Origin of the sequence: Marinobacter sp. bablab_jr008, from assembly GCF_016464145.1 — a bacterium.
GTDB classification, from domain to species: domain Bacteria; phylum Pseudomonadota; class Gammaproteobacteria; order Pseudomonadales; family Oleiphilaceae; genus Marinobacter; species Marinobacter nauticus.
This window is the reverse complement of sequence record NZ_JACDWW010000050.1, coordinates 73651-99539: the sequence shown is the minus strand read 5'-3', so window position 1 is coordinate 99539 and position 25889 is coordinate 73651. Positions and strand designations below refer to the sequence as shown.

Annotated in this window: 22 protein-coding genes; 13 read left to right on the top strand and 9 right to left on the bottom strand. The window is 57.3% G+C overall.

Features of this window, described 5'->3' with window-relative positions; translation table 11 throughout:
• Nucleotides 1–348 precede the first annotated feature (348 nt).
• The 4 genes from purT to JIF53_RS05440 are packed head-to-tail and all read right to left on the bottom strand — an operon-like array spanning nucleotide 349 to nucleotide 2857.
• On the bottom strand, nucleotides 349–1551 hold the full coding sequence (gene purT, locus JIF53_RS05455; RefSeq protein ID WP_199452012.1) for a formate-dependent phosphoribosylglycinamide formyltransferase: 1203 nt from the start codon (nucleotides 1549–1551) through the stop codon (nucleotides 349–351).
• A gap of 1 nt (nucleotide 1552) precedes the next feature.
• Complete coding sequence (locus tag JIF53_RS05450) at nucleotides 1553–1735, bottom strand: DUF1289 domain-containing protein (protein WP_011785938.1); 183 nt, start codon at nucleotides 1733–1735, stop codon at nucleotides 1553–1555.
• Nucleotides 1732–2268, bottom strand: a complete 537-nt coding sequence (locus JIF53_RS05445; RefSeq protein ID WP_199452011.1) for a gamma carbonic anhydrase family protein — start codon at nucleotides 2266–2268, stop codon at nucleotides 1732–1734. Before JIF53_RS05445 ends, JIF53_RS05450 begins: the two co-directional genes overlap by 4 nt.
• Nucleotide 2269: 1 nt before the next feature.
• The gene (locus tag JIF53_RS05440) at nucleotides 2270–2857 is read right to left on the bottom strand and encodes an NUDIX hydrolase (protein WP_022992909.1); all 588 of its coding nucleotides are present in this window, start codon (nucleotides 2855–2857) and stop codon (nucleotides 2270–2272) included.
• Nucleotides 2858–2952: 95 nt separating this feature from the next.
• On the opposite strand from JIF53_RS05440, the gene JIF53_RS05435 reads away from it, so the two are divergent.
• A complete protein-coding gene (locus JIF53_RS05435; protein ID WP_011785941.1) occupies nucleotides 2953–3501 on the top strand; it encodes an NUDIX hydrolase in 549 nt (182 codons plus the stop codon).
• A gap of 7 nt (nucleotides 3502–3508) precedes the next feature.
• Here the strand turns inward: JIF53_RS05435 and JIF53_RS05430 are convergent, their stop codons facing one another.
• A complete protein-coding gene (locus tag JIF53_RS05430; RefSeq protein ID WP_199452010.1) occupies nucleotides 3509–3820 on the bottom strand; it encodes a YqfO family protein in 312 nt (103 codons plus the stop codon).
• 451 nt (nucleotides 3821–4271) lie between these two features.
• A complete protein-coding gene (purL, locus tag JIF53_RS05425; RefSeq protein ID WP_199452009.1) occupies nucleotides 4272–8177 on the bottom strand; it encodes a phosphoribosylformylglycinamidine synthase in 3906 nt (1301 codons plus the stop codon).
• A gap of 270 nt (nucleotides 8178–8447) precedes the next feature.
• Here purL and mltF point away from each other — a divergent pair, with 270 nt between their 5' ends.
• Entirely contained in the window at nucleotides 8448–9956 is a 1509-nt protein-coding gene (gene mltF, locus JIF53_RS05420; RefSeq protein ID WP_199452008.1) for a membrane-bound lytic murein transglycosylase MltF, read from the top strand.
• A 1-nt stretch (nucleotide 9957) separates the two neighbouring features.
• Here mltF and JIF53_RS05415 read toward each other — a convergent pair whose 3' ends face one another.
• Nucleotides 9958–10434 (bottom strand): regulatory protein RecX, encoded by a 477-nt coding sequence (locus JIF53_RS05415; protein ID WP_199452007.1) that lies wholly within the window; start codon nucleotides 10432–10434, stop codon nucleotides 9958–9960.
• A gap of 154 nt (nucleotides 10435–10588) precedes the next feature.
• Here JIF53_RS05415 and JIF53_RS05410 point away from each other — a divergent pair, with 154 nt between their 5' ends.
• The gene (locus JIF53_RS05410) at nucleotides 10589–13036 is read left to right on the top strand and encodes a DUF349 domain-containing protein (RefSeq protein WP_199452006.1); all 2448 of its coding nucleotides are present in this window, start codon (nucleotides 10589–10591) and stop codon (nucleotides 13034–13036) included.
• A 4-nt stretch (nucleotides 13037–13040) separates the two neighbouring features.
• Here the strand turns inward: JIF53_RS05410 and JIF53_RS05405 are convergent, their stop codons facing one another.
• Nucleotides 13041–13304 (bottom strand): late competence development ComFB family protein, encoded by a 264-nt coding sequence (locus tag JIF53_RS05405; RefSeq protein ID WP_014421950.1) that lies wholly within the window; start codon nucleotides 13302–13304, stop codon nucleotides 13041–13043.
• 186 nt (nucleotides 13305–13490) lie between these two features.
• On the opposite strand from JIF53_RS05405, the gene JIF53_RS05400 reads away from it, so the two are divergent.
• The 4 genes from JIF53_RS05400 to JIF53_RS05385 all read left to right on the top strand — a co-directional run bounded on the left by JIF53_RS05400 (nucleotide 13491) and on the right by JIF53_RS05385 (nucleotide 20074).
• Nucleotides 13491–14699, top strand: a complete 1209-nt coding sequence (locus JIF53_RS05400) for an acetyl-CoA C-acetyltransferase (RefSeq protein WP_199452005.1) — start codon at nucleotides 13491–13493, stop codon at nucleotides 14697–14699.
• Between the two features lie 29 nt (nucleotides 14700–14728).
• Nucleotides 14729–16879 (top strand): 3-hydroxyacyl-CoA dehydrogenase NAD-binding domain-containing protein, encoded by a 2151-nt coding sequence (locus tag JIF53_RS05395; RefSeq protein ID WP_199452004.1) that lies wholly within the window; start codon nucleotides 14729–14731, stop codon nucleotides 16877–16879.
• A gap of 243 nt (nucleotides 16880–17122) precedes the next feature.
• Entirely contained in the window at nucleotides 17123–19288 is a 2166-nt protein-coding gene (locus JIF53_RS05390) for a carboxy terminal-processing peptidase (RefSeq protein WP_011785950.1), read from the top strand.
• A 3-nt stretch (nucleotides 19289–19291) separates the two neighbouring features.
• Nucleotides 19292–20074, top strand: coding sequence for a helix-turn-helix domain-containing protein (locus JIF53_RS05385; RefSeq protein WP_199452003.1), 783 nt, complete (start codon nucleotides 19292–19294; stop codon nucleotides 20072–20074).
• On the opposite strand, the gene mtnA is transcribed toward JIF53_RS05385, so the two are convergent.
• A complete protein-coding gene (mtnA, locus tag JIF53_RS05380) occupies nucleotides 20067–21122 on the bottom strand; it encodes an S-methyl-5-thioribose-1-phosphate isomerase (protein WP_011785952.1) in 1056 nt (351 codons plus the stop codon). The genes JIF53_RS05385 and mtnA overlap by 8 nt on opposite strands.
• 203 nt (nucleotides 21123–21325) lie before the next feature.
• Here mtnA and JIF53_RS05375 point away from each other — a divergent pair, with 203 nt between their 5' ends.
• From JIF53_RS05375 to yaaA, 6 genes are all read left to right on the top strand, one after another.
• Nucleotides 21326–22654 (top strand): TRZ/ATZ family hydrolase, encoded by a 1329-nt coding sequence (locus tag JIF53_RS05375; protein WP_011785953.1) that lies wholly within the window; start codon nucleotides 21326–21328, stop codon nucleotides 22652–22654.
• Between the two features lie 21 nt (nucleotides 22655–22675).
• Nucleotides 22676–23392 (top strand): bifunctional 2-polyprenyl-6-hydroxyphenol methylase/3-demethylubiquinol 3-O-methyltransferase UbiG, encoded by a 717-nt coding sequence (ubiG, locus tag JIF53_RS05370; RefSeq protein ID WP_011785954.1) that lies wholly within the window; start codon nucleotides 22676–22678, stop codon nucleotides 23390–23392.
• Nucleotides 23382–24047, top strand: coding sequence for a phosphoglycolate phosphatase (gene gph, locus JIF53_RS05365; RefSeq protein ID WP_011785955.1), 666 nt, complete (start codon nucleotides 23382–23384; stop codon nucleotides 24045–24047). The genes ubiG and gph overlap by 11 nt, the downstream gene beginning before the upstream one ends.
• 63 nt (nucleotides 24048–24110) lie before the next feature.
• Nucleotides 24111–24863: a YciK family oxidoreductase gene (locus JIF53_RS05360; protein WP_011785956.1), complete on the top strand. Its 753-nt coding sequence runs from the start codon at nucleotides 24111–24113 to the stop codon at nucleotides 24861–24863.
• Nucleotides 24863–25096, top strand: a complete 234-nt coding sequence (locus JIF53_RS05355) for a glutaredoxin family protein (protein ID WP_011785957.1) — start codon at nucleotides 24863–24865, stop codon at nucleotides 25094–25096. Before JIF53_RS05360 ends, JIF53_RS05355 begins: the two co-directional genes overlap by 1 nt.
• A 12-nt stretch (nucleotides 25097–25108) precedes the next feature.
• Entirely contained in the window at nucleotides 25109–25879 is a 771-nt protein-coding gene (gene yaaA, locus JIF53_RS05350) for a peroxide stress protein YaaA (protein WP_011785958.1), read from the top strand.
• The last annotated feature ends 10 nt before the right edge of the window (nucleotides 25880–25889 follow it).

Genomic DNA, 25889 nt, shown 5'->3' with positions numbered 1-25889 from the left:
CCCACACGAATTACTTGGTTAACTTTTTAAAGAGCGTTTGAGCTGTTGCTCAATCAAGGCCGCGTATTCTACATCGTTCCGCTGCCCTGTCAACCACTTTTTTCGAAGAATTTTTGAAGCAAATTTTCGAACACTTTCAAGTAGTTGCATCCCTCGTGAACCGGCGTTGTCTGCCGTGTCCCTCAGAAGTGGTGCGCATTCTACAGCCCTCAGGAAAACTGTCAACGCCCATTTTCAATTTTTTTACCGGGCTTCGGTTTCCACCTATCGAGCTGTTCAGAATACAACCAGAACGACTAAAAATCACCCGGATTTTCACCCCTCACCATGGATTCAGAGATCAGGCTTTCAGAATTCGACCTTTATAGAGCTTGCTGCAGTGCGGGCTTTCTCCCGGGCATCCTCTAAGGAGCTACCCAACGCCAGCGCTACCCCCATTCGCCTCTTGCCTTGTAATTCCGGTTTTCCGAACAGGCGTAGCTGGGTTCCCGGTTGTGCCAGGGCTTCTTCCAGGCCGGTATAGGAAACTTCTGTGGAGGTTCCCTCCGGCAGAATGACCGCCGACGCACTGGGACCATTCTGTCGAACAACAGGAACGGGAACACCCAGTATGGCCCGGGCGTGGATAGCAAACTCGGACAGGTCCTGGGATACAAGTGTGACCAGTCCCGTGTCATGGGGGCGAGGTGAGACCTCCGAGAACCAGACATTCTCACCCTTCACAAACAGTTCAACACCATAGATGCCGTAACCGCCGAGATCTTCCACCACAGCACGGGCGATCTCTTTTGAACGCTGTAATGCCAGGTCATTCATCGGCTGCGGCTGCCAGGATTCGCGATAATCACCATCTTCCTGTCTGTGGCCAATGGGCTCGCAGAAGGTTACCCCCTCTTTATGCCTCACAGTCAGCAAAGTAATCTCATAGTCAAAATCGACAAAGCCTTCGACGATTACCCTGCCCTTTCCTGCCCGGCCTCCGGTTTGTGCGTACTCCCAGGCTCTTTCAATATCGGCTTCGGTCTTTACTGTGCTTTGCCCCTTGCCAGACGAACTCATCACTGGTTTTACCACCAAGGGAAGCCCGACTTCCGCAACCGCCTGCAAATATTCTTCCCGCGTACCCGCAAACCGATAAGGTGACGTTGGCAACCCGAGCTCTTCCGCAGCCAACCGACGAATACCCTCACGATTCATCGTCAGGTTGACCGCCCGCGCACTGGGTATCACCCGATAACCTTCCTGCTCGAGCTTGACCAACTCCGGGGTAGCAATAGCTTCTATCTCCGGAACAATCAGGTTCGGGCGCTCCTTCTCGATAACGCTCCGCAAAGCCACAGGGTCCAGCATGTCGACCACATGGGAACGGTGGGCCACTTGCATTGCCGGTGCATCGGCATATCGATCAATGGCGATCACTTCAACGCCGAAGCGCTGCAGTTCAATCACAACTTCCTTGCCCAACTCCCCGGAACCGCAAAAAAGCACCCGGAATGCGTTGCTTTTAAGAGGTGTACCCAATCTGACGCTGGTCTTGGTGTTATCGGTCATCTTATAGAGCTACCTTTTGTTCACGTATTGCCACCAGTTTCAAAACTTCTCGGCGTTCATCGTCTGTCATTCGAGTCCAGTGAAGAATCTCGTCACTGGTACGATGGCACCCGATGCAAACATCGTTCTCGTCTAAAGCGCACACGCTTACGCAGGGTGAGCGCACCCGATCGGCCCTGTTCATTTCTGCTCCGGATCACAGACTTTAAGTTTCTCCAGGTAACGCGTGGCATTCTGAACATAATGCGCCGCGCTCATTTCCAACATTTTCTTCTGATTGTCGTTCAATTCACGCTTGATCTTGCCGGGAGAACCCACAACCATCGAACCATCCGGTATTTCCATACCTTCAGGAATCAGCGTATTGGCACCAATCAGGCAATGCTTGCCGATCTTTGCCCCATTAAGCACCACTGCGTTTATGCCAATCAGTGAATAATCGCCGATATCACAGCCGTGCAGCATCACCTTATGCCCGACAGTAACACCCCGGCCGATGGTCAAAGGCAGCCCCGGATCGGTGTGAAGCACCGATCCATCCTGAACGTTGGATTCAGGACCAACCGTGATGCACTCGTTGTCGCCGCGAATAACCACGTTAAACCAGACGCTACTTTTCTCCAGCAAGCGGACATTGCCAGTGATAACGGCGTTTGCAGCAACAAATTGACCATCGCCAACTACCTGGGGGCGCTTGTCTTCGAGCTCGTAAAACATATCAGCCTCCTTGAGGGGGTTCGAGCAGATCGATTCCGGCATCGTACACGGCGTTCATAAAGTCGACCAGAACAACCGCGGAGAGCCCCCAGATCTGGTAACGCTCCCAGCGGTAACAGGGCACATAAAAGGTGTGGTTCAGAAAACTGAGGGCATCGGTGCGTTCCCTCCTGTCCTCCAGAAAGAAGGAAAGCGGTACCCGGAACACGCTTTCTATTTCATAGGGATTGGGCACCACCGGATGATCGCCTGGAACAACCCCTACGTAGGGTGTTACAAGAATGCCGTAGCGCGACATTACCTGGCTTAATGGTGCGATGACGTCCACCTGGTCGGGAGGCAACCCGATTTCTTCATGGGTCTCTCTCAACGCAGTGGCCGCAAGCGACGAATCCTCGGGATCCCGCTTGCCGCCCGGATAAGACACCTGGCCACGGTGGGTTTTCAGGTTGGCAGACCTCAGGGTAAAAATCATTTCCGGATTGTTTTCATCATCCGTTACCGGCACCAGAATACCGGCTTCCGGATAATCCAGTGCCAACTGTCGCGGGGCATAATTGGATAATTTTTCAGTTAATAGGTCTCGCACTCGCTACTCCAGTGGCATCCCGATTTTGCATGAGACACAGACAGCCGGGATCGTTAAACTGATCATCAACAGATACTCAGTATACGGGGAAACTAATGAAGTATTGCAGCACATGCGGCCATCCGGTCGAACAACGCATTCCGGAGGGTGACAACAGGCACCGCTACGTATGTGTCAGCTGCGAGACCATACATTACCAGAACCCGAGGATTGTGGCGGGTACGGTTCCGGTCTGGGAAGGCCAGATACTTTTATGCCGGCGCGCGATCGAGCCCCGTTACGGCTATTGGACCCTTCCCGCCGGTTTCATGGAAAATGCTGAGACAACGATTGAGGCTGCAGCGAGGGAAACGCTGGAAGAGGCCCTTGCCGACGTCACCATCGAAGGCCTTTATTCCATCATCGATGTGCCGCATATCAACCAGGTTCACATGTTCTATCGCGCCAGCCTTAAAGACGGGCAATTCGGCGCCGGAGAGGAATCCCTTGAGTCCCGCCTTTTCTCCCCCGGCGAGATTCCATGGGACGAGATATCATTTCCAACCGTACGCAAAACCCTTGAGCTCTTTCTTATCGATATGGAGACAGAGCGGTTTGGCGTTCACGTCAGTGATATCCGCCACCCCATGGGGAAAAAGGCCTGACCCGCCGTCAAAGATCAACCAGCCGAAAAACCTCATAAGCGGGCTCTTCATAAGGATGTGCTTGCTTCAGTGCGGCTAGCGCATCTCTTATGAGGCTGTCGTCGCACACTAACTCCACTTTATATTCCCGCACCGTTTCTAATTGCCCCTGTTGCCCCAGAAACGGATCGCTTCCCGCCAGCGGCCGGAACTGCCCCTGGCCTTCACATTGCCAGGCACAACTGTCGTATTCTCCGATTTTTCCGGCACCAACATTGAACAGTGCCTGCTTGGTTTGTTCCAGATGACTCTCGGGTACGAAGTAGCAAAACTTATACACGGACACCTCCCTGACTGATCAAATATCACCCAGCATTAGAGAATTCAAACTTACTCACAGATTCTGTGGATAACTCTGGGGAAAGTTTTTGGGAATCGCCCCCCAAGCCCCATGAATACTGGACTTCTCTTAAATTGCCGACATTTTCACCCATGATTTTATTCCCTTTAATATCAACAAGTTAAAGGTTTCGCACAAAAACTGAACTTAGTTCTCAATGTTTGCTCACAGAACGGCCAGGGCGGCACCGGAAATGTGCATAAAGTTGTCTAGTCAAGCCCCGAGACAGCAAATTTACAGACTATTTTAGGGCATCAGGGGTTGAATTTGGGGTTGACATCAAAGGTACAGGCTTAACCAATCTACAATAAAAAAAGCCAGCCTCGACTCTCTTGGAAACAGAGACCGGAGGCTGGCTTTTCACTTCTCTTTTCAGCTGCGATTCAGCGAATCAACCAAACCACTTTCTGGCGTTGCGGAACATGCGCAACCAGGGACCATCTTCTTGCCAGGTATCCGGGCGCCAGGAGTGCTGAACGGCCCGGAACACCCGCTCTGGATGGGGCATCATGATGGTCACGCGACCATCCCGTGTGGTAATACCGGTAATACCAGACTCTGAACCGTTGGGGTTATAGGGGTAACGGGTCGTTTCCCGGCCACGGTTGTCGACATATCGGAGAGCAACCAATTCGTTATCCGACAGCGCCTTGGCTGACGTGCCGGAAGCGAACTCAACCCTCCCCTCACCGTGGGCAACCGCGATCGGCATACGGGAGCCAGTCATGCCATCCAGGAAGGCGGATGGTGAGGAAGTAACCTCAACCATCACCAAGCGCGCTTCGAACTGTTCTGACTGGTTTCGAACAAAGCGGGGCCAGCCCTCACTGCCCGGAATCAGCTCGTGCAGATTGGATAGCATTTGGCAACCATTGCAGACACCAAGGGCAAGGGTATCCTGGCGATTAAAGAACGCAGCAAACTGATCACGCACCCGGTCGTTGAACAGGATGGACTTGGCCCAGCCTTCACCAGCACCCAGCACATCACCGTAGGAGAAACCGCCACAAGCCACCAGACTCTGGAACTTCTCCAGGCTGATGCGACCGGATAGCAGGTCACTCATGTGAACGTCCGTCGCTTCAAAGCCTGCTCGGTCGAAGGCTGCCGCCATCTCAACCTGCCCGTTTACGCCCTGCTCCCGCAACACCGCCACTTTCGGCCGTTTGCCGGTATTGATAAATGGTGCCGCGACGTCTTCATTCAGATCAAAGGTCAGATCAGCACTCAGCCCCGGATCCTCGGCATCTAGCAGGTTCTCGAATTCTTCCCGGGCACAGTCGGCATTGTCGCGAAGAGACTGAATGCGGTAGCTGGTTTCTGCCCAGAGGCGCTGCAGATCTGTGCGCGCCTCATCCAGAACCGGCTCTCCGGCAAACAACAACCGAACCCGATCCTTGTCATTCAGAGTACCAATGACACTGGTGTGATCTCCCAGCCCGGCACCGGAGAATTGCTGGAGAACGAAATCAGTGTCTTCACGGCGCACCTGGATAACCGCACCCAGTTCCTCATTGAAGAGTTCGCGGGCAAATTGGGATTCGTCTTCCGCGAGGCCATCCAGCTTGATATCGACACCGGTTCTGCCAGCAAAGCTCATTTCCGCAAGGGTGACGAACAGACCACCATCGGAACGGTCATGATAGGCCAGCAACTTGCCATCGGCATTGAGGCCCTGAATAACCGCGAAAAATGCCTTGATATCCTCGGGGTCGTCCAGATCCGGCGCCACAGCACCCACCTGACGATAAACCTGCGCCAGCGCAGATCCGCCAAGACGGTTCTGACCAGCGGCCAGGTCAACAAGAATAAGATCCGTTTCACCGGCATCCGTGCGCAGCTGAGGTGTCTGGGTGCGGGCAACGTCGGTCACCGGAGCAAAACCGCTGACGATCAGCGACAGCGGCGCAGTGACGCTCTTCTGCTCGCCATTGTCTTCTTCCCAGGCGGTTTTCATGGACATGGAGTCCTTGCCCACCGGTATGGTAATACCCAGCGCCGGGCACAACTCCATACCCACAGCGCGAACGGTCTCGTAAAGGTTCTCGTCCTCGCCCGGATGACCTGCAGCAGCCATCCAGTTGGCGGAAAGCCGGATATCCGACAGCTTTGCGATCGGCGCCGCCGCGAGGTTGGTGATGGTTTCGCCCACAGCCATTCGGCCAGACGCCGGCGCATCAATCACCGCAAGCGGTGTGCGCTCACCCATCGCCATGGCTTCACCGGTGCGCACATCAAAAGATGCTGCGGTTACCGCAACATCACTGACAGGAACCTGCCAGGGGCCGACCATCTGGTCCCGGGCCACCAGCCCGGTGATAGTGCGGTCGCCAATAGTAATCAGGAAGCTCTTGGAGCCAACCGACGGCAGACGCAGAATCCGCTGAACGGCATCGTGAAGATCGATTTTCGTGGAATCGAAAATCGGCTTGGTAAAGGAGGAACGGCTGACACTGCGATGCATGCGCGGAGGCTTGCCGAAAAGCACTTCCATCGGCAGATCCACGGGCTTGTCGTTGAAGTAGGAATCACCCAGCTCCAGATGATGTTCCTCGGTCGCCTCACCAATCACTGCATACGGGCAGCGCTCGCGACGACACAGAGCATCGAAAAGATCCAGGTTTTCAGGCGCAACCGCCATAACGTAACGTTCCTGAGACTCGTTACACCAGATCTCCAGGGGCGACATGCCCGGTTCGTCACTGGGAATATCCCTGAGCTCAAACTTGCCGCCACGGCCACCGTCCTTGACCAGCTCCGGCATGGCATTGGACAAGCCGCCGGCCCCGACATCGTGAATGAAGCAGATCGGGTTTTTGTCGCCCATCTGCCAGCAACGGTCGATAACTTCCTGGCAACGCCGTTCCATTTCAGGGTTGTCGCGCTGTACCGAAGCGAAATCCAGATTCTCATTACTGGAACCGGAGTCCATGGAAGAGGCTGCGCCCCCGCCAAGGCCAATCAGCATGGACGGACCACCCAGCACGATAAGCTTGGCGCCGACCGGAATATTGCCCTTCTCTACGTCCTGCTCGCGAATGTTGCCCAGACCACCGGCAATCATGATCGGCTTATGATACCCACGAACCTCTTCACCGGCGGCGCCAGGCACCTTCTCTTCAAAGGTCCGGAAGTAACCGGCCAGGTTAGGACGGCCGAATTCGTTGTTAAAGGCCGCCCCACCAATGGGGCCTTCAATCATGATATCCAGGGGAGAGGCAATCCGGTCCGGCTTGCCATAGCCGATTTCCCAGGGTTGCTCGTCGCCGGGAATATTCAGGTTGGAAACGGTGAAACCGGTGAGACCGGCTTTCGGCTTGGAACCACGACCGGTCGCGCCTTCATCCCGGATTTCGCCACCAGAACCTGTGGCCGCGCCGGAGAAGGGGGCAATCGCAGTCGGGTGGTTGTGGGTTTCCACCTTCATCAGGATATGCACCGGCTCCCGGTTATAGCCGTAGACACCCGTGTCCGGATTCGGGAAGAAGCGACCGGCTTCGCTGCCGGCGATCACCGCGGCGTTGTCCTTGTAGGCCGACAGCACGCCCTCGCTATTCATCTCGAAGGTATTGCGAATCATCGCGAACAGGGACTTTTCCTGGCCTTCCCCATCAATATCCCAGGACGCGTTGAAAATCTTGTGGCGGCAGTGCTCAGAGTTGGCCTGAGCAAACATCATCAGCTCAACATCCGTCGGATCCCGCTCCAGGCCGACAAAGGATTTGACCAGGTAATCAATCTCATCGTCCGCCAGCGCCAGGCCCAACCGGCCATTTGCTTCCACCAGGGCATCCCGGCCACCAGACAACACCGGTACCCGTCCCAGAGAGCGAGGCTCTTCGTGGCTGAACAGAAGTTCTGCGCCGCCCATCTCGTGGAACACTTTCTGAGTCATACGATCGTGGAGAAGTGCTGCGATCTGCTCGCGCTGCTCCAGGCCAAGTTTCTTGCTGGCCTTTACATAGTAGGCAATGCCGCGCTCAATTCGGCGAATCTGCCGGAGGCCACAATTACGGGCGATATCCGTCGCCTTGCTGGACCATGGCGATAACGTGCCCGGCCTCGGAACCACCAGGAATAAAATCCCATCCGGCTGCTCAACCTGGACACTGGGACCATAGGTAAGCAGGCGATCCAGGATGGCCTGTTCCGAATCGGAAAGGTCGGCATCAAGATCCACAAAGTGCATGAACTCGGCATACACATGTTCTACACCCGGCACCATTTCCTGTATACGGGAATGCAGTTTGCGGGAACGAAAAGGCGAGAGCGCTGGCGCGCCGCGAAGTTCAAGCATGATATCAACCTGTATCGCGCGAATCGGGGGACGTCTGAAAGGCCGCAATGATACTTGAAACCGACTTCAGGTTACAGCGGAAGCTGGCCTCTTTCCGCGGTGTAAAATTGACATTCTTTTGCACAGTTATTAACCAGACCAATTGACCATTTCGCCCTCAGCAGTGATCATTGAGACTATGCATGGAAAGCAAGAAGCATCAAAAAGCAGGAGCATGGGAGCACCTCCCGGACCATCCTGACCATTGAGCGTGTAGCGGAGACCAGGGATTTGTCACGATTTATCAGCACTTTCCGACGCAGTAGTGCGCAGTTGAGCATTGTATTGGCAGTTCTCCTTGCCACAGGCTGCTCGCAGCCCACAACGCTGCAGGAAATCCGGGAAGAAGGCGTTTTGCACGTCATCACCCGGGTTGCGCCTTCTATCTATTACCAGGATCGGGAACAGGACACCGGCTACGATTACGAGCTGGCCAGACTGTTTGCCGACGAACTCGGGGTTGAACTGCGGGTTCGGGTTGCCGACGATAATTCTGAAATCCTCTCTGTCTTGTCCAGAAACTACGCACACATCGGTCTGGCCGGCCTGACACAGCGGCCCGACTTTGGCGAGCAGTACCGCTCGGTGCCCATAGGTGTCGCCGCGCAATCGGTTATCGTTTATAATAAAGAAGTTCCTGCACCGGAATCACTGGAAGATCTCGCCTCCGAAACCATCCATATGCTGGCCGACAGCAACCATGAGCACCTTGTTGCTGATCCCGGGAACGAGGCTGGCCCCATCATTCAGAAACACCCGGGGCTGGATGCTGCCGGTCTTCTGGCCCGGGTGGAAAGCGGGGAATTCGGCTATGCGGCGGTGGCGTCCAATGAGCTGGATCTGAACCACGTCTTCTTCCCAAAGGTGTACGAAGCGTTCGCACTGAACGAGCCCACTGATCTTGTCTGGCTGTTTCCAACCGCTCAGGACGATACCCTGGTGCAGGCCGCCGAAGCCTTCATGGAAAGGATGAACAACAACGGTACCATGGCCCAGCTCGCGGAACGGTTCTACGGCCACCTGGACAGACTGAATTACGTCGGCGCCCGAACCTTCATGCACCATGTCGAGAACCGCCTGCCCCGCTATCAATCACTGTTTCAGGATTATGCCGAGGAATCCGGCATGGACTGGCGCCTGCTGGCCGCCATCGGATACCAGGAATCCCACTGGCGCCCCAACGCCGTCTCCCCCACCGGGGTACGCGGTCTGATGATGCTCACCCGCACCACCGCCAATTACATCGGTATTAATAACCGACTGGATGCCGAGGAAAGTATTGAGGGCGGGGCCCGCTATTTCCGGATGGTGCACGGGCGCATCCCGGAACGAATTCCGGAGCCGGATCGCACCTGGTTTGCGCTTGCGTCCTACAACGTCGGCTTTGGACATCTTGAAGATGCCCGACGCCTGGCGGAATCCGCCGGGAAAGATCCGGATCGGTGGATGGATGTAAAGGAATTCCTGCCTCTGCTGGCCCAGAAAGAGTGGTACACCAAAACCCGGTTCGGTTACGCACGCGGGCACGAACCGGTGGTTTACGTACAGAATATCCGGCGGTATTACGACGTCCTGGTCCGGATTACGGAACCGGACGCACCGTCGGCATCCGGGCTTGAAGATCAACTGGCCTGGCTTGGCGACAACGAAGCTGGCTCCGATGCCCCGGCCAGCGAGTCTCAGCCGGATCTTCGCGCAGATCTGCCTCCGGAACTACGGTTGATACCGCCGACACTCTGAATCAGTCATCATCCGGTCCCGCGCTCAAGGCATGCTCGGATTGAGATGATGAAAATCCACGCCGGGCCAGAAATCGGGCCTGGCGGAGCTTTTCAGGCAAATCCCCCTGCACATCAGCCAGCCCGAACCGTTTATCACGGGCCCGGACCGCTCTCCGGCACCACTCTTCTTCTGCGACGGACGACAGACACGCCGGAGTCTGACTCACTCCACGCTGCTGCAGTTCGGCCAGTATTCGCAGCGGTCCGTAACCCGCTTCGATGCGTTGGCGGGTATAGATCTCCGCGAACCGGTCGTCATCCAACCAGCCTTCACACTCATACTCATCCAGCACCGGATCAAAAACATCCGGTGGAATCCTGCGCTGCCGCAGCTTGAGCGCCAGTTCATACCGGCTGTGCTCCCGGCGGGCCAGCAGGCGCAGCGCTACCGAACGAGCCTGGTATTCCGGATCGTCATGTTTTTGATCTTTTGCCATACAGGCCCTTTCCGCGATGACTTGCAAAACGATAGACTTAGCGTCCCGGGGCACCCCCGCAAACACACTACCCGAAACAGACACCTGATCGGGCCGGAAGGCGGAGATACTCTGCCGCCACCGCAAACTGGTTGCAATCCCAAGGATACCGTTTATGGCTGCATTCATTCAGAAATTGTTCAAGAACCGCAAAACCCTCTCACCCGTAAGCGACAAGGCATCCGAAAAACAGCAAAGCAACCAGCCAACCGAAGAAGACAACCGACAGCAGTTGCGCCAGCAGCAGGAACGCCAGCTTGACGCCAGCCCTGAACAATCGGCACTCGCAGCGCTGGCAATAGAAGGTGTGACCTCCGCCATTCGACTGCAGGCAGCGAGTCAGCTTAACCAGGAAGAACACCTGCAGGCGGTGCTGAAACAGGCAAAAGGCCGCGATAAAAGTGTTTACCAGACTGTCAAACAGTCACTTCAGATTCTGAAGGAACAGCAAGCCAGCGAAGCGGCCACCCAGCATCGAATCACCGAGCTGGTTGGCCAGGCACAGGACCAGGCCCGAAGCGAAGACACCAAACTCTACGAAGCCCGGTTGAACGCTCTCCAGGACCACTGGCAAAGCGTTGAAAACAAGGCCAGCGCAGAGCAGACCCAACAATTCCTGCAAGCGGTCCACCAGATACGTGAACGCCAGAAGCAACTGGATGAGACGCGACAGGAAGAGCAGCGGCACCTCGATCAGAAGCAGCAACGTCAGGAAACACTGGAACTGCTGAAGCAAACCCTGAACCAGCTTAAAGCCGCAGCGCCCTCTGGACTTCCCTCGGAATCTGCCCTCGATGCGTTGCAGAAAACCCAGGAAAACCGATGGCTGGAAGCCACGCGGGACACCCAGGTGGACAAACAGGAGCAGAAGCAATACGAACAGGCCATGCTGGCTCTGCGCAACTACCTTGGTGCGGTGCGGCGCCTGAATCTGGCACGACCACAAATCGGTGAGCTGGAAAGCAACGATACCGACAGCCCTCAGGCTGTCGCAAAAGCACTGCTTCAGGAAGTAGCCTGGCCGCAGGATTTCCCGCTACCCCAGGCCCTTGCAGAACTGCGGGCCCTGGCCGGCAAGCCGCGCGCCCAGCCCACGTCAGACGGAATCCGGGAACAGCAGCAAGCAAATGCGGCCGCTCTCAATACCACACTGCCCAAACTGGAAGCCGCCCTGGAAGCAAAACAGTTCCGTGAATCCCGCCAGCTCCTGAAAACAGCCCAGAACCAGTTTCAGGCGCTTGATGATCGCCAGCGCAAGAACGTCCAGGCGAAGATGCAGTTACTTGCCGGCCAGTTCCGGGAACTGAGCGATTGGCAGGGATTCGCCACCGAGCCCAAGCAGGTCTCTCTTTGCGAACAGATGGAATATCTGGCGGAACAACCGATGGAGCCGGAGGCCAAGGCAGAGCGAATCAAAGAACTGCAGAACGAATGGCGAGAGCTCGGCGGCTCGTCCGACCGAACCCTCTGGAATCGTTTCAAAGCGGCGTCAGATCAGGCCTATGAGCCCTGCAAAGCCTACTTCGAGGCAAAAGCCGATCTCAAACAGGCCAACCTGCAGAAACGGGAAGCCATCTGTGAGGAACTTGAACGCTTCCTCGCGCAGGCAGACTGGACCAGTATTGACTGGAAAGGTGCCGAACGGATTCATCAGACCGCCCGTCAGGAATGGAAAGCGGCCTGGCCGGTAGACTTCCGGGATAACCGCCAGGTACAGAAGCGGTTTGACGACCTGCTGAAGAACCTGGAGCGGCCCCTGGACGAGGAGCGACAGAAAAACGAGGCCGCCAAACAGGCGATTGTCGAGCGGGCTCAGGCGTTGATTGACCATGAACCTCTTCAGGAGGCCATGGATCAGGCCAAAGCCCTGCAATCGGAATGGAAGCGTATCGGTATCACCCGCCACCGCGAAGATCGCAAGCTCTGGCAGGCGTTCCGCCAAGCCTGCGACCAGATCTTCGAGCGACGCGATGCCCAGCGGTCTGCACAGCAACAAGCGACGGAGAAGGCTGACGCCGACGCTCGCGCAGTGGTTGCCAGGTACCGCGATCTCGGAACAGAGGCTGACGATGCGTTGATCCATGAAGCCAAGACCGAGCTCAAGCCGTTAGCCGATATGCCGCTCTCACGACCGGTTAGGGGCGAAGTACAAGACCTCCGTCAGCATCTGACAGAGCTGGGGCAGCGCAAAAAGCTGAAAGCCAGACTCGATAACTGGAAGACACTGATCAAAGAGCGTGTGGGTGGCGCCCTTGCCCCGGAACAGGTTCCTTCAAACTGGCAGAATCTGGTTAACGGCGCGACCTCTCTTACAGGTAGAGACCTGGTGATCAGGGCGGAGATCGTTGCCGGCCAGGAGACTCCGGACTCAGACCAGGGACGGCGTATGGAAATCCAGGTTCAGCGTCTGGCCGAAGGTCTGGGTGGTGGCGATCAAACCACACCTGAGCAGGAACTGGAAAGGCTGATCGCACTCTGGTGCCTGCACCCGGAGATGAACGACCAGAGCGCAGAACATGCTGGTCGACTGGTTCAAGCTTTGGAAAGCCGCCTGCAGCACTAAAGCATCATTCTCTCTGATGCTGCCTTACAAAATCCCTGGCTTGCCTGACCGCAGCCAGGGATTTTTCTTTCATCTCCTTTAATTCCTCATCGGCAAGGTAGAACATCATATCGATGGTGTGCCGATAGTACCTGGCTGGCAAACGATTCAGAGCCACACACATCACGTCGGTCAGATAATCCGCTGTGTCCGACTCCTCCCGGGTTGCATCGATCGCATCCAGCACCAGCCTTTCGTAGAAATTATCGATAGCATCTCTCAGAGACATGGTTACACCTGCCTGCTTTATAGGATCAATCCTTATTCAAGATAGAAGTCACAAGCGTTTGTGTCATTGTCCCTGAGCAATTTCGCCAATGGGATTGGCAGCGGCTGTCATTACCGGGGACTACACTGAACCGCTATGGTTATCACTCTTTGAAAACAAGCCCGGATAACAATCAGAGGAACAGATATGACCACCGAGGCGTACATTTTCGATGCCGTTCGCACCCCCCGCGGCCGCGGCAAGAAAGATGGCTCACTGCACAGTGTTAAGCCGATCACGCTGCTCACTACCGTGCTCAAGGCTCTGGAAGAGCGCAACCGGCTCGACACCTCTCAGGTAGATGATGTCGTCATGGGCTGCGTCACCGCCGTGGGTGACCAAGGCGCGGATATCGCCACGACGGCGGCACTGGCCGCTGATTGGGATGAGAAGGTCGCCGGCGTAACCCTGAACCGCTTCTGCGCCTCCGGCCTGGAAGCCGTGAACCTGGCCGCCATGAAAGTGCGCTCCGGGTGGGAAGACATGGTGGTTGCCGGTGGTGTAGAGGCGATGTCGCGCGTACCCATGGGTTCCGATGGAGGCGCCTGGGCGACCGACCCGGAAACCAACCTGCATACAGGTTTCATGCCGCAAGGTATCGGCGCCGACCTGATCGCCACTCTGGAAGGCTTCACTCGCGAAGATGTCGACGGCTTTGCCGTGAAGTCCCAGCAAAAAGCTGCCAACGCCTGGGAAAAGGGTTATTTCGCCAAATCCATCGTGCCGGTTACTGATCAGAACGGCGTGGTCATACTGGACCGGGACGAGCACGTTCGCGGCAACACGACCGTGGAATCCCTGGCAGGCCTCAAGCCCTCGTTCCAGATGATGGGTGAGATGGGCTTTGACGGCGTCGCGCGGGAAAAATACCACTACGTGGAGAAGATCAACCACGTGCACCACGCCGGCAACTCTTCCGGCATTGTCGACGGTGCCACCGCCATGCTGATTGGCAGCGAAGCCAAGGGCAAGGAGCTCGGCCTCAAGCCCCGCGCCCGCATCGTAGCCACTGCAGTTACCAGCACAGACCCCACCATTATGCTCACCGGCCCTGCCCCGGCTGCCCGCAAGGCACTGGAGAAAGCCGGTATGACGGTGGACCAGATCGACCTGTTTGAAGTGAACGAAGCCTTCGCGTCGGTGGTGATGCGCTTCCAGAAAGAGTTGTCCGTTCCGGACGAGAAAGTGAATGTAAACGGCGGCGCCATCGCCATGGGCCACCCACTGGGTGCCACCGGCGCCATCATCCTCGGCACCCTGCTGGATGAACTGGAACGCCGTGAACTGCGCTACGGCCTGGCCACGTTGTGCGTGGGCGGCGGCATGGGCATTGCCACCATCATCGAGCGCGTCTGAACACCACTTTCATATAAAAGGAACCGACCATGAGTGCCATCAAATACGACCTGGGTTCAGACCAGATTCTGACCCTGACCATCGACATGCCGGGCCAGTCCGCCAACACCATGAATGGCGAGTTTCGAACTGCACTGACCGAAACCGTCAATAAGGTCAAAAGCGACCTGGATAATGTCAAAGGCATTATCATTGCCTCCGCCAAGAAAAGCTTCTTTGCCGGCGGCGACCTGAATGAGCTATACACAGTGACCCGCGAACAGGCCAAAGAGTTTGAAGACATGGTCAACGGCCTGAAGGCCGACATGCGGGTGCTGGAAACCTGTGGCAAACCTGTGGTGGCGGCTATCAACGGCACCGCTCTGGGTGGTGGCCTGGAACTCGCCCTGGCCTGCCATCATCGCGTTGCCATTGATGATGACCGGACCCAACTGGGCTTGCCGGAAGTCACCCTGGGCCTGCTGCCCGGCGGTGGCGGTACCCAGCGACTGCCCCGGATGATTGGCCTGGAAGCCGCGTTCCCGTTCCTGATGGAGGGTAAGAAGGTAAATCCAAAAGCCGCTCTGAAGGCCGGTATCGTGGATGAGCTGGCCGGCTCACCGGAAGACATGATCGCCAAGGCCCGGGCCTTCATCGAAGCCAATCCCAAGTGCCAGCAACCCTGGGATCATAAAAGCTTCCGCTTCCCCGGCGGCGCTCCGCATCATCCGGCCATGGCCCAAAAACTGGCCATTGCACCGGCCATGCTCAAACAGAAGACCAAAGGCTGCTATCCGGCACCGGAACGGATTCTGGCAGCAGCGGTGGAAGGCGCCCAGGTGGATTTCGATAATGGCAGCCTGATTGAAACCCGTTACTTTGCCGAGCTGGCCACCGGCCAGGTGGCCAAAAACATGACGGGCACTTTCTGGTTCCAGCTCAACGCCATCAAGGCCGGCGGCAGTCGCCCGGATGGTGTAGAAAAGGAAAGCTTCAAGAAAGTCGGGGTACTGGGTGCAGGCATGATGGGCGCTGGTATCGCCTACTCCACTGCCAGCCGCGGCATTAAGGTGGTGCTGAAGGATGTCACGGTTGAAAACGCCGAGAAAGGCAAACGCTATTCCGAAAACCTCCTGGCGAAGAAAGTCAGTCGCGGCCGCATGACCGAAGCCCAGAAAGACGAAGTGTTGGCCCGCATCAACGCCACCGCCTCTGCCGACGACCTGGAAGGTTGCGACCTGATCATCGAGGCAGTCTTTGAAGACAGCGATCTGAAGGCAAAGGTTACCCAGGAATCCGAGCCGAAAATGGTCGCCAACGGCATCTTTGCCTCCAACACCTCAACCATCCCCATCACCCAGTTGGCCCAGGCCTCGGCCAAGCCGGACAACTTTATCGGCCTGCACTTCTTCTCCCCGGTGGACAAGATGCAACTGGTGGAAATCATCGTCGGCGAGAAAACCTCCGATGACACCCTGGCCCGGGCGTTCGATTACGTGCAGCAGATAGGCAAGATTCCCATTGTGGTGAACGACAGCCGCGGCTTCTTTACCTCTCGGGTATTTGGCACCTTCGTGAACGAAGGTATCAGCATGCTGGCCGAGGGCATTCACCCCTCAAGCATCGAGAATGCCGGACTGCTGGCCGGCATGCCGGTCGGGCCGCTGGCCATCTCCGACGAAGTCAGCATGACCCTGATGCAGCACATCCGCGCCCAAAGCAAGAAAGACACGGAAGCCGCCGGCGGTACCTGGCAGCCGCATCCGGCCGAAGCCGTCATCGATGCCATGGTGGATACTCACGGACGCAAGGGCAAAGCCGCCGGTGCCGGTTTCTACGAGTATCCGGAGAAGGGCAAAAAATACCTGTGGCCGGAACTGGAGAACCTGTTCGTGGACCAGGACAAGGCACGCCGTGTGAAGCTGCAGGATCTGAAAGATCGCATCCTGTTCATGCAGGCCATCGAGACCATCCGCTGTCTTGAGGAGGGTGTGCTGAGAACCGTGGAAGACGCCAACATTGGCAGCATCTTCGGTATTGGCTACGCGCCCTGGACCGGCGGTGCCATCCAGTTCGTCAACCAGTATGGCGTTCGGGCCTTTGCGGAGCGGGCGCAGCAGCTGGCAGACCAGTACGGTGAGCGATTCACGCCGCCATCGCTGTTGCTTCAGAAAGCCGAACGCAACGAAACCTTTAGCTGACCCTGCCGGCCGGAGGGCCCAAACCCTCCGGCCACCTCTACCCTCACACTCCCGACAGTTTACTTCCGGTCACACGCCCCCATAGTTAGCCTCAGGCTGAAACGTATATGGACATATTGTCACGAAGCTATACCCCTGGCCTATGGCAACAGGTGTAGCGGTTGCCTACAATAAATTGAACAGTCACGGGTATTCACCCCAATTTCATTGGTGGCGATTCCCAGCAGCTTCAGGTATGCATTTATGACCATTGCGGAAAACTCCATGCAGCGCCCTTCCCTGACTTCCCTCACCCGGAAAGCAGGCGCGGTCACGGCTCTGGCCCTGGGCCTCCTTGTCTCCGGCGCCTACGCAAAGATTGATGACTCCGCCAGGTATGAGCCGGTTGCGCCCACTATTGACCAGGCCCGCGCCAATATTCTGATTGCCCGGCAGCTGCAGTTCACTCATTTCCGCAATCTCGGCATCAGCGACGAACTGTCCGGCGATGTTTTCGATGCCTACCTGAATTACCTGGACAGCCAGAGAATCTACCTGACCCAGGAAGACATTGACGCCCTTTCCCGGGTCAAGAAACACCTGGGGTCAGCGCTCAAAACCGGCCAACTCCAGCCGGGCTTTGATATTTACAACCTGGTTCAACAGCGGGTTATCGAACGCCTGAAGTTCGCCCTGGGGCTCATCGACAACGGTATTGAGCAACTCGACTTCACTGCCGATGACAGGATTCGCGTCGACCGTTCCGAGGCGCCCTGGGAGGCAAACCAAGCCGCTCTGGACGAGCTCTGGACGAAGCGTATTAAAAACGCGGTTCTGGCCCAGAGACTGAACGGCGCAGACGATGACGCGATCGAAGAGACGCTGCGCCGCCGCTATGAAGGCCAGCTCAAACGCGCTTACCAGGCCCGCAGCGAAGATGCATTCCAGGCTTACATGAATGCCTTTACCGGTATGTGGGACCCTCACACCTCTTACTTTTCGCCCCGTACCTCCGAGAACTTCAATATCAACATGAGCCTCTCGCTGGAGGGCATCGGCGCGGTACTGCAATCCGATAACGAGTACACCAAGGTAGTGCGTCTGGTACCCGGTGGCCCGGCCTCCAAGCAGGGTCAGCTGCAGCCTGCCGACCGCATCGTCTCTGTTGCCCAGGGCGATGAAAAGCCAGTGAACGTGATCGGCTGGCGCCTGGACGAGGTGGTGGACCTGATCCGCGGCCCTCGCAATTCCACCGTGACATTGGAAGTGATCCCGGCCAACGCCAGTGACGAGACCATCACGCGAACCATCGCCATCAAGCGGGATGAGGTGAAGCTGGAGGAACAAAGCGCCAGCAAAGACGTGATTGAACTGGATCGAAACGGCGAGACCTATCGTATCGGTGTCATCAACATCCCCACCTTTTACGCCGATTTCCAGGCCATGCAGGCTGGCGATCCCAACTACAAAAGCACCACCCGCGACGTGCGTAAACTGATTGAGGAACTCAAGGCCAGCGGCGTGGATGGCGTGGTCATGGATCTTCGTAATAACGGCGGTGGCGCACTGCACGAAGCCAACGACCTGGTTGGCCTGTTTATCGACGAAGGCCCCACGGTCCAGATCCGTAACGCCAACAACGATGTTCAGGTACTGGAAGACGAGGATCCGTCCGTGGTCTACGACGGCCCTCTGGTGGTGCTGGTCAACCGGATGAGTGCCTCCGCCTCTGAAATTTTCGCCGGCGCTATCCAGGATTATGGTCGAGGCCTGGTGGTTGGCTCCCAAACCTTCGGCAAAGGCACGGTTCAGGCCGTTCGGCCACTGAACCACGGTCAATTGAAAATCACCCAGTCCAAGTTTTACCGGGTTTCCGGCGGTTCCACCCAGCACAAAGGGGTGATTCCAGACATCGAAATCCCGTCGCGCATCGATAAAACCCGAATTGGTGAGGACGCTCTGGACCACGCCCTGCCGTGGGACCAGATTGAGGCCGTTCCCCATGCCCGCTATTTCGACTTTACCGGCGTGATTGACGAACTGCGGAATCGCCACGAAGAGCGGTTCGCCACCAACCCGGAGTTCAAGCTGCTGCAGAAGGAAATCGAGTTCCTTAATCGCCAGCGACAGATGGATTACGTCAGCCTTAACGTGGACGAGCGCAAGAACCAGCACAACCAGATCGAGCAGACCCGCCTGACCATCGCCAATGCCCGCAGGGAACTGAAAGGCGAAGAACCGTTTGAAGACCTGGAAGCTCTGGAAGACTGGCAGGATCAACAGGCGGCAGATCTGGACAACACTGACGAAGAACTGGATTTCGTCATCCAGGAAGGCGGACACATCATGGCCGACTTGCTGGAGCTGGATCAACGTATGGCGTCCATTCTGATGCCCACCCAGTTTGCGGCCAAGACTGAGGCACCATAAATCATGGCTGGGCAGCCGTCCGGGGAAAGCGGTCAGAGTACCCAACAGCGTGCCCGGGTGTTCAGGGACATGCTACTGGACGCCCTGCACGCCATGTATTCCATGGACGAAGCTGAGGGCTTGGAATCCTCTGGCCCGAAAGATAAAACCCCAGACGGTATGCTGGAACGTATAGCCGGGTTGACGGGTTCGGCACTTCGTCTGGGCGCCCGGGCAACCGACACCTCCCTGCGGGTCGGTCGGGCCCTGATTAATTCTCAGGATCAGTTGCGGGCCATGCTGACAGCCGGCCAATCGCTGAAAGACATACGGGAAGTTGCGGGCCTCACGCTCTCGGAAATGAGTGAAGCCCTGAACCTCAAAGACAAGTCTTTGCTGGAAGCCATTGAAAATGGCACCTCCACCCTCTCCTTCGAGCTGATTCTGAGACTCGCCGCCCTGGTGGCCCGCAGCGATCCGATCCCGTTTATCATGCGCACCACCCGTAACTATAACCCCGAGGTGTGGCAGATACTCAACGATTGGGGCATAGGCCGGATTCCGCTCCAGTTCGAGCGGGAACGGGAATTCATTAACATCTTCCGCCGGCACGACGATGCCAGAAACCTGTCGGATGAAGGCTTCCGCAGAGTGCTGGAATTCACCCGCCAGAGCTTTGAAATGTCACTGCATTTTATAGAACAGCAGGAAAAGGAAGTGGCAGAACTGAAAGCTGGCATGAAGACCGCCGGGCCAGCGCCGGACAAGCCGGCAACCAGCTCCGGGGCAAAACGGAATATCAGGTAAACAGCGCGCGCATTCCGGTAATGTTGGGGTTACGCACTGCGCCCTTCTCGGTCACGATGGCATCAATCAGGCTGGCCGGTGTCACGTCGAACACCGGATTGAAGACCTGAACGCCGGCGGGCGCCAGGGGAATCCCGCGGATTTCACGAACCTCGGTGCCCTCCCGCTCTTCGATCGGAATATCCTTGCCGGACTCCAGCGACATATCGACAGTACTGGAGGGAGCCACCACCATAAACCCGATCTTGTGATGCCGCGCCAGAACCGCCAGGTTATAGGTACCAATCTTGTTCGCCACATCACCGTTGGCGGTTATCCGGTCGGCGCCCACCACAATCCATTTAACCTTGCCGGAAGCCATTATGGCCGCTGCCGCGCCATCGGCATTGAGCGTAACGGGAATATGGTCACGGGTCAGCTCCCAGGCGGTTAATCGGCTGCCCTGAAGCCAGGGCCGGGTTTCGTCGGCATAGACCCGCTTCAACAGTTTTTCCTCGTGCAAACGGCGAATCACCCCCAACGCGGTACCGTATCCTCCGGTGGCAAGTGCACCGGTGTTACAGTGAGTCAGCACTGCGATAGGCTTGTCGGGATTCATCACCTCCAGCGCATAATCCGCCATGGCCAGGTTGGCCGCCAGGTCATCCTCATGCAGACGAACAGCCTCTGCCGCCAGCCGATCAGTGGCTTCGTCCAGAGAATGGCAGGCGTGGAACACCTTTTCCATGCGCTCCAGCGCCCAGAACAGGTTCACCGCCGTAGGCCGGGATTTCGCCAACACTCGAATAGCCTGTTTGATCTCGGCCTGCCAATCGCCTCCGCCTGCGTGGCGGGCTGCCAGGGCCACCCCGTAGGCAGCACTGATGCCAATGGCTGGTGCCCCGCGCACCACCATATCCGTTATGCACTGGGCCACCGCCGACGCGCCATCCGCAACAATCCAGTGCTCCTCCGCCGGGAGCAGGCGTTGATCCAGCAATTCAAGCCTGTCTCCGTGCCAGCGCATTGCTACCGTCCCGATGGAACGATTGGAAGATCGACCTGCCATAAACAACTCCCGAACCAAAGAAAAACAGCGAGTATAGCCCTATCAAACCAGATTGACTGCCCTGATTTGAAGAGGCTTGATGAATGTCTGGAAAATCGCAGCGCAGCGGCCGCCACCGGGGTAGTTCTGCCTGACCGCGCTGGTTATACTTGCCCATTGAATTTCAAGGCGCCTCCGGTGCCCCGAACCCGCAAGGCAGGTTAATGACGGCAGAAACCATCACCGCAGCCGATACCCGAATCAACGCCCGCTGGCTGATTCCCGTCGAACCCTTCGGGGTTGTCCTTGAACACCAGGCCGTGATCCTTCAAGGCAGCCGAATTCTGGCGATCGTGCCGCAGGCTGAGGCAGACCAGAGTTATCGCACACGGGAAACCCTCGACCTGAACCAGCATGTTGTCCTGCCCGGGCTGATCAACCTGCACGGCCACACCGCCATGTCCCTGTTCCGGGGCCTGGCTGACGACCTGCCATTGATGACCTGGCTGAATGATCATATCTGGCCTGCAGAGGGCAAGTTTGTCAGCGAGCAGTTCGTGGCAGACGGCACGCGCCTGGCCATGGCAGAGATGCTCCGCACCGGCACCACCACGTTTTCGGATATGTACTTCTTCCCGGAAGTGACTGCCCAGGCAGCCCACGACACCGGCATGCGTGCACAGATCTGCTTTCCTCTGATGGATATGCCAACGGTATGGGGTTCAGGGCCAGAAGAATACCTGCGCAAAGGTGCGGACCTAATTGAACAATGGCAGCGGGATGACTACATCATGCCAGCCATTGGGCCCCACGCCCCTTACACCGTTTCCGACGGTCCTCTGGGCGCCGCCGTGGAATTAGCGCAGCAAACCGGCGCAGCCATTCAACTGCATTTGCACGAAACCGCCTTTGAAGTAGCGGAAGCGGTAAAAGCCAGCGGGCAACGACCACTGGCGCGTATGGCAGACCTGGGTGTTCTCGGTGCCAATACGCAATGCGTACACATGACCCAGATCGACGAATCCGACCTGGCTCATCTGAAAATGACCAGCGCCCATGTTGTCCATTGCCCGGAGTCCAACCTGAAACTGGCGAGCGGGTTCTGTCCGGTGCAGAAACTGCTGGATCACGATATCAATGTCACCATCGGTACCGATGGCGCCGCCAGCAACAACGATCTGGATCTGTTCGGCGAACTGAAAACCGCCGCAATGGTAGCCAAGGCTGTGGCCGGCGATGCCGCTGCCCTGTCGGCTCACAAGGCGCTGGAGATGGCAACTCTCAGTGGTGCTCGTGCCCTGGGGCGGGATCAGGACATCGGCTCCCTGGTGGCAGGCAAACTGGCGGACCTGATCGCCGTTGATTTGAGCGACCCCTATCTGCAGCCGGTCTACGATCCCGCTTCACACCTGGTCTACAGCAACCACGGCCGGGCAGTAAGCCACAGCTGGATTCATGGCGTACCACAATTACAGGATGGCAGACTTACCCGCATCGACGTACCAGATCTGGTTCTGCGGGTGAACGAATGGCGCAAACAGATTCTCAGCTGATTATCCGGAGTAACCCCGAACATGAACAACCAGAACGTAGACCAGAACGAGATTGCCAAATTCGAGGCGCTCGCCAGCCGCTGGTGGGACCCTACCAGCGAGTTCAAGCCACTGCACGACATCAACCCGTTGCGGCTGAATTACATCGACGAACGCGTATCGCTGGCCGGTAAACGGGCTCTGGATGTTGGCTGCGGCGGCGGGCTGCTGTCCGAAGGCATGGCACTGCGGGGCGCCCATGTTACCGGTATCGATATGGGCGAGGCGCCACTGTCGGTAGCCAAGCTCCATGGCCTGGAGTCCGGCGTGAAAGTGGACTATCGCCAGACCACCATCGAGGAACTGGCGCGGGATCCTGAACATGCCGGTCAGTATGACGTGGTTACCTGCCTGGAAATGCTCGAACATGTGCCCGACCCGGCATCGGTTATTCGAGCCTGTGCCAGCATGCTGAAACCCGGTGGCCACATGTTCGTATCGACCATCAATCGCAACCCGAAGTCGTTCCTGTTCGCCATTGTCGGTGCAGAGTACGTTCTGAACCTATTGCCCAAGGGCACCCATGAGTGGAAGAAGTTTATCCGCCCCTCGGAGATGTCCGACCATCTTCGCCATGCCGGGCTGGAAGTCCGCGAACTCACCGGCATGACTTACAACCCCATCACCAAGGTGTACAAGCTTGGGCGGGATGTCGACGTCAATTACCTGATGCATGCCCGGGATACCCGTGAAGACTGAGCAGACACCGGCGGCGGTGCTCTTCGACCTGGACGGCACCCTGATCGACACCGCCCCGGATTTCATCCGCTGCCTGAACCAGCTCCGACAGCAACACGGCATGCCGGCACTGCCCGCAGAACAGATCCGGCGCTCGGTTTCCAATGGCGCCCGGGCGATGATTCGGGTGGGATTCGGGCTGGAGCCGGAACACGAGGGTTATCCGGAAAAGCACACAGCCTTTCTCGATCTCTATGAACTCGGTGTAGCCGTTGAAACCACCCTTTTCCCGGGCATGGACGTGTTGCTGAGCAGCCTTGAGAGCCGGGGCATTCCCTGGGGCATCGTCACCAACAAGCCCGCACGCTTCGCGGTGCCCCTGATCGAAGCCCTGGACCTGGCGCAACGCTGTGCCGCTCTGATTTGCCCGGACCACGTGGCCGAACGCAAGCCGCACCCGGAATCACTGCTGCTGGCCTGCCGGCAGATTCAGGTGGAGCCGATAAAATCTGTCTATGTCGGTGATCACGAACGGGACATTGAAGCGGGCCGGAACGCCGGAATGCACACCATCGCAGTACGTTACGGCTATATAGAGCAACCGGAGACGGTTGACCTGTGGCAAGCCGACCGGATTGCCGATACCGTCAGCGACCTGACAAAGCTGTTACAATAGCGCCCAATTATTTTCGACCGGCCTGAGCAAGGCCTGGTCCGGCCTGATTTACGGAGACAGGTTATGCAAGATTACCAGGCACCCGCCGATCTTCTGAAAGACCGCATTGTCATGGTAACCGGTGCCGGCAGTGGTATCGGACGCGCTGCCGCCAAAGCCTATGCTGCCCATGGCGCCACCGTCATCCTGGTTGGGCGCACGGTCTCGCGGCTGGAGGAAGTCTACGACGAGATTGAAGCCGCTGGCCACCCCAAACCTGCCATCGTGCCTATGAACTTTGAAGGGGCGGCGGTCAAGGATTATGAAGAGCTGGCCATGACCCTGGAAGACAATTTCGGTCGCCTGGATGGCCTCCTGCACAATGCCGGAATTCTGGGTGCTCGCAGCCCGGTTGAGCTGTACGATCCGGAAACCTGGAACAAGGTCATGCACGTGAATGCCACAGCGCCATTCCTGCTGAGCCGGGCGATGATTCCGCTGCTGCGCAAATCCGAGGACGCCTCCATGATCTTCACCTCGTCCGGCGTTGGCCGGCAGGCACGGGCATACTGGGGCGCCTACGCCGTCTCCAAGTTTGCCGTTGAGGGCCTGGCCCAGTTACTCGCCGACGAACTGGACGACGAGCGCCACAATATCCGGGTAAACAGCCTGAACCCGGGCGCGACCCGCACAGGCATGCGCGTGCTCGCCTACCCGGCGGAAGATCCGAAGAAAAACCCGGACCCGGAGCAGCTGATGCCCATTTACCTGTATCTGATGGGCCGGGACAGCAAAGGCGTTCATGGCCAGCAAATTGACGCGCAGCCGAAAAAATAATGGAACTGCTTTTTTACACCACAACCCAGTGCCATTTGTGCGAACTGGCAGAGGCGCTGCTGGTCAGCACCCCGATGCCCGAGCCCATTCCGGTGGATGTGGTGGACATTGCCCAGTCCGAAGCCCTGGTGGAGCGCTACGGCACCCGCATCCCGGTGCTGCGCCGCAACGACACCGGAGCGGAGCTGGACTGGCCGTTCACCAGGGACCAGTTACTCACGTTTCTGCAATGAGGATCCTCTGACATGCTGATGATCATCTCCCCTGCCAAGACTCTGGATTATGAGAGCCCCCTGGCAACGGAAACCCATACTCAACCGGATTTCCTGGACGATGCCTGTGAACTGATTGACCAACTCAAAGAGCTGGAACCACATCAGGTCAGCAACCTGATGAGCATCAGCGACAAACTCGGGCAACTGAACGCCGAGCGCTTCCAGACCTGGCACACACCGTTTACGCCGGATAATGCCCGACAGGCCGTTCTGGCGTTCAAGGGCGACGTCTATACCGGTCTGGATGCCGAGAGTTTCAGTAATGAGGATTTCAGTTTTGCCCAGAAACACCTGCGGATCCTATCCGGCCTCTACGGACTGCTGAAACCGCTGGACCTGATGCAGCCCTACCGACTGGAAATGGGCACCCGGTTTGAAAATACCCGGGGCAAAGACCTGTACGCGTTCTGGGGCAGCAAGATTACCGAGGCCCTGAACCAGCTCCTGGCCAGCGACGACAAGGTGCTGGTGAATCTGGCCTCCAACGAATACTTCAAGAGCGTGCAGAAAAAACACCTGGACGCCCGCCTCGTTACCCCCCAGTTCAAGGACTGGAAAAACGGCCAGTACAAGATGATCAGCTTCTACGCCAAGAAAGCCCGGGGGCTGATGTGCCGTTACGCCATCCAGAATCGAATTACCCAGGCTGATGATCTCAAAGGCTTCAACCTGGATGGGTACTATTTCAGCGAAGACCAATCCGATAACAACAACTGGGTTTTCCTGCGGGACGAGCAGTAGTCAGGCGGTT

What these genes read in the sequence shown, in the direction of transcription:
- purT (WP_199452012.1), bottom strand. Translation starts at nt 1,551, where the DNA reads ATGACCGATAACACCAAGACCAGCGTCAGATTGGGTACACCTCTTAAA.
- JIF53_RS05435 (WP_011785941.1), top strand. Translation starts at nt 2,953, where the DNA reads ATGAAGTATTGCAGCACATGCGGCCATCCGGTCGAACAACGCATTCCG.
- JIF53_RS05375 (WP_011785953.1), top strand. Translation starts at nt 21,326, where the DNA reads ATGACGGCAGAAACCATCACCGCAGCCGATACCCGAATCAACGCCCGC.
- JIF53_RS05415 (WP_199452007.1), bottom strand. Translation starts at nt 10,434, where the DNA reads ATGGCAAAAGATCAAAAACATGACGATCCGGAATACCAGGCTCGTTCG.
- JIF53_RS05385 (WP_199452003.1), top strand. Translation starts at nt 19,292, where the DNA reads ATGGCTGGGCAGCCGTCCGGGGAAAGCGGTCAGAGTACCCAACAGCGT.
- purL (WP_199452009.1), bottom strand. Translation starts at nt 8,177, where the DNA reads ATGCTTGAACTTCGCGGCGCGCCAGCGCTCTCGCCTTTTCGTTCCCGC.
- yaaA (WP_011785958.1), top strand. Translation starts at nt 25,109, where the DNA reads ATGCTGATGATCATCTCCCCTGCCAAGACTCTGGATTATGAGAGCCCC.
- JIF53_RS05400 (WP_199452005.1), top strand. Translation starts at nt 13,491, where the DNA reads ATGACCACCGAGGCGTACATTTTCGATGCCGTTCGCACCCCCCGCGGC.
- JIF53_RS05450 (WP_011785938.1), bottom strand. Translation starts at nt 1,735, where the DNA reads ATGAACAGGGCCGATCGGGTGCGCTCACCCTGCGTAAGCGTGTGCGCT.
- JIF53_RS05390 (WP_011785950.1), top strand. Translation starts at nt 17,123, where the DNA reads ATGACCATTGCGGAAAACTCCATGCAGCGCCCTTCCCTGACTTCCCTC.
- mtnA (WP_011785952.1), bottom strand. Translation starts at nt 21,122, where the DNA reads ATGGCAGGTCGATCTTCCAATCGTTCCATCGGGACGGTAGCAATGCGC.
- JIF53_RS05405 (WP_014421950.1), bottom strand. Translation starts at nt 13,304, where the DNA reads ATGTCTCTGAGAGATGCTATCGATAATTTCTACGAAAGGCTGGTGCTG.
- JIF53_RS05360 (WP_011785956.1), top strand. Translation starts at nt 24,111, where the DNA reads ATGCAAGATTACCAGGCACCCGCCGATCTTCTGAAAGACCGCATTGTC.
- JIF53_RS05410 (WP_199452006.1), top strand. Translation starts at nt 10,589, where the DNA reads ATGGCTGCATTCATTCAGAAATTGTTCAAGAACCGCAAAACCCTCTCA.
- ubiG (WP_011785954.1), top strand. Translation starts at nt 22,676, where the DNA reads ATGAACAACCAGAACGTAGACCAGAACGAGATTGCCAAATTCGAGGCG.
- JIF53_RS05445 (WP_199452011.1), bottom strand. Translation starts at nt 2,268, where the DNA reads ATGTTTTACGAGCTCGAAGACAAGCGCCCCCAGGTAGTTGGCGATGGT.
- JIF53_RS05395 (WP_199452004.1), top strand. Translation starts at nt 14,729, where the DNA reads ATGAGTGCCATCAAATACGACCTGGGTTCAGACCAGATTCTGACCCTG.
- JIF53_RS05355 (WP_011785957.1), top strand. Translation starts at nt 24,863, where the DNA reads ATGGAACTGCTTTTTTACACCACAACCCAGTGCCATTTGTGCGAACTG.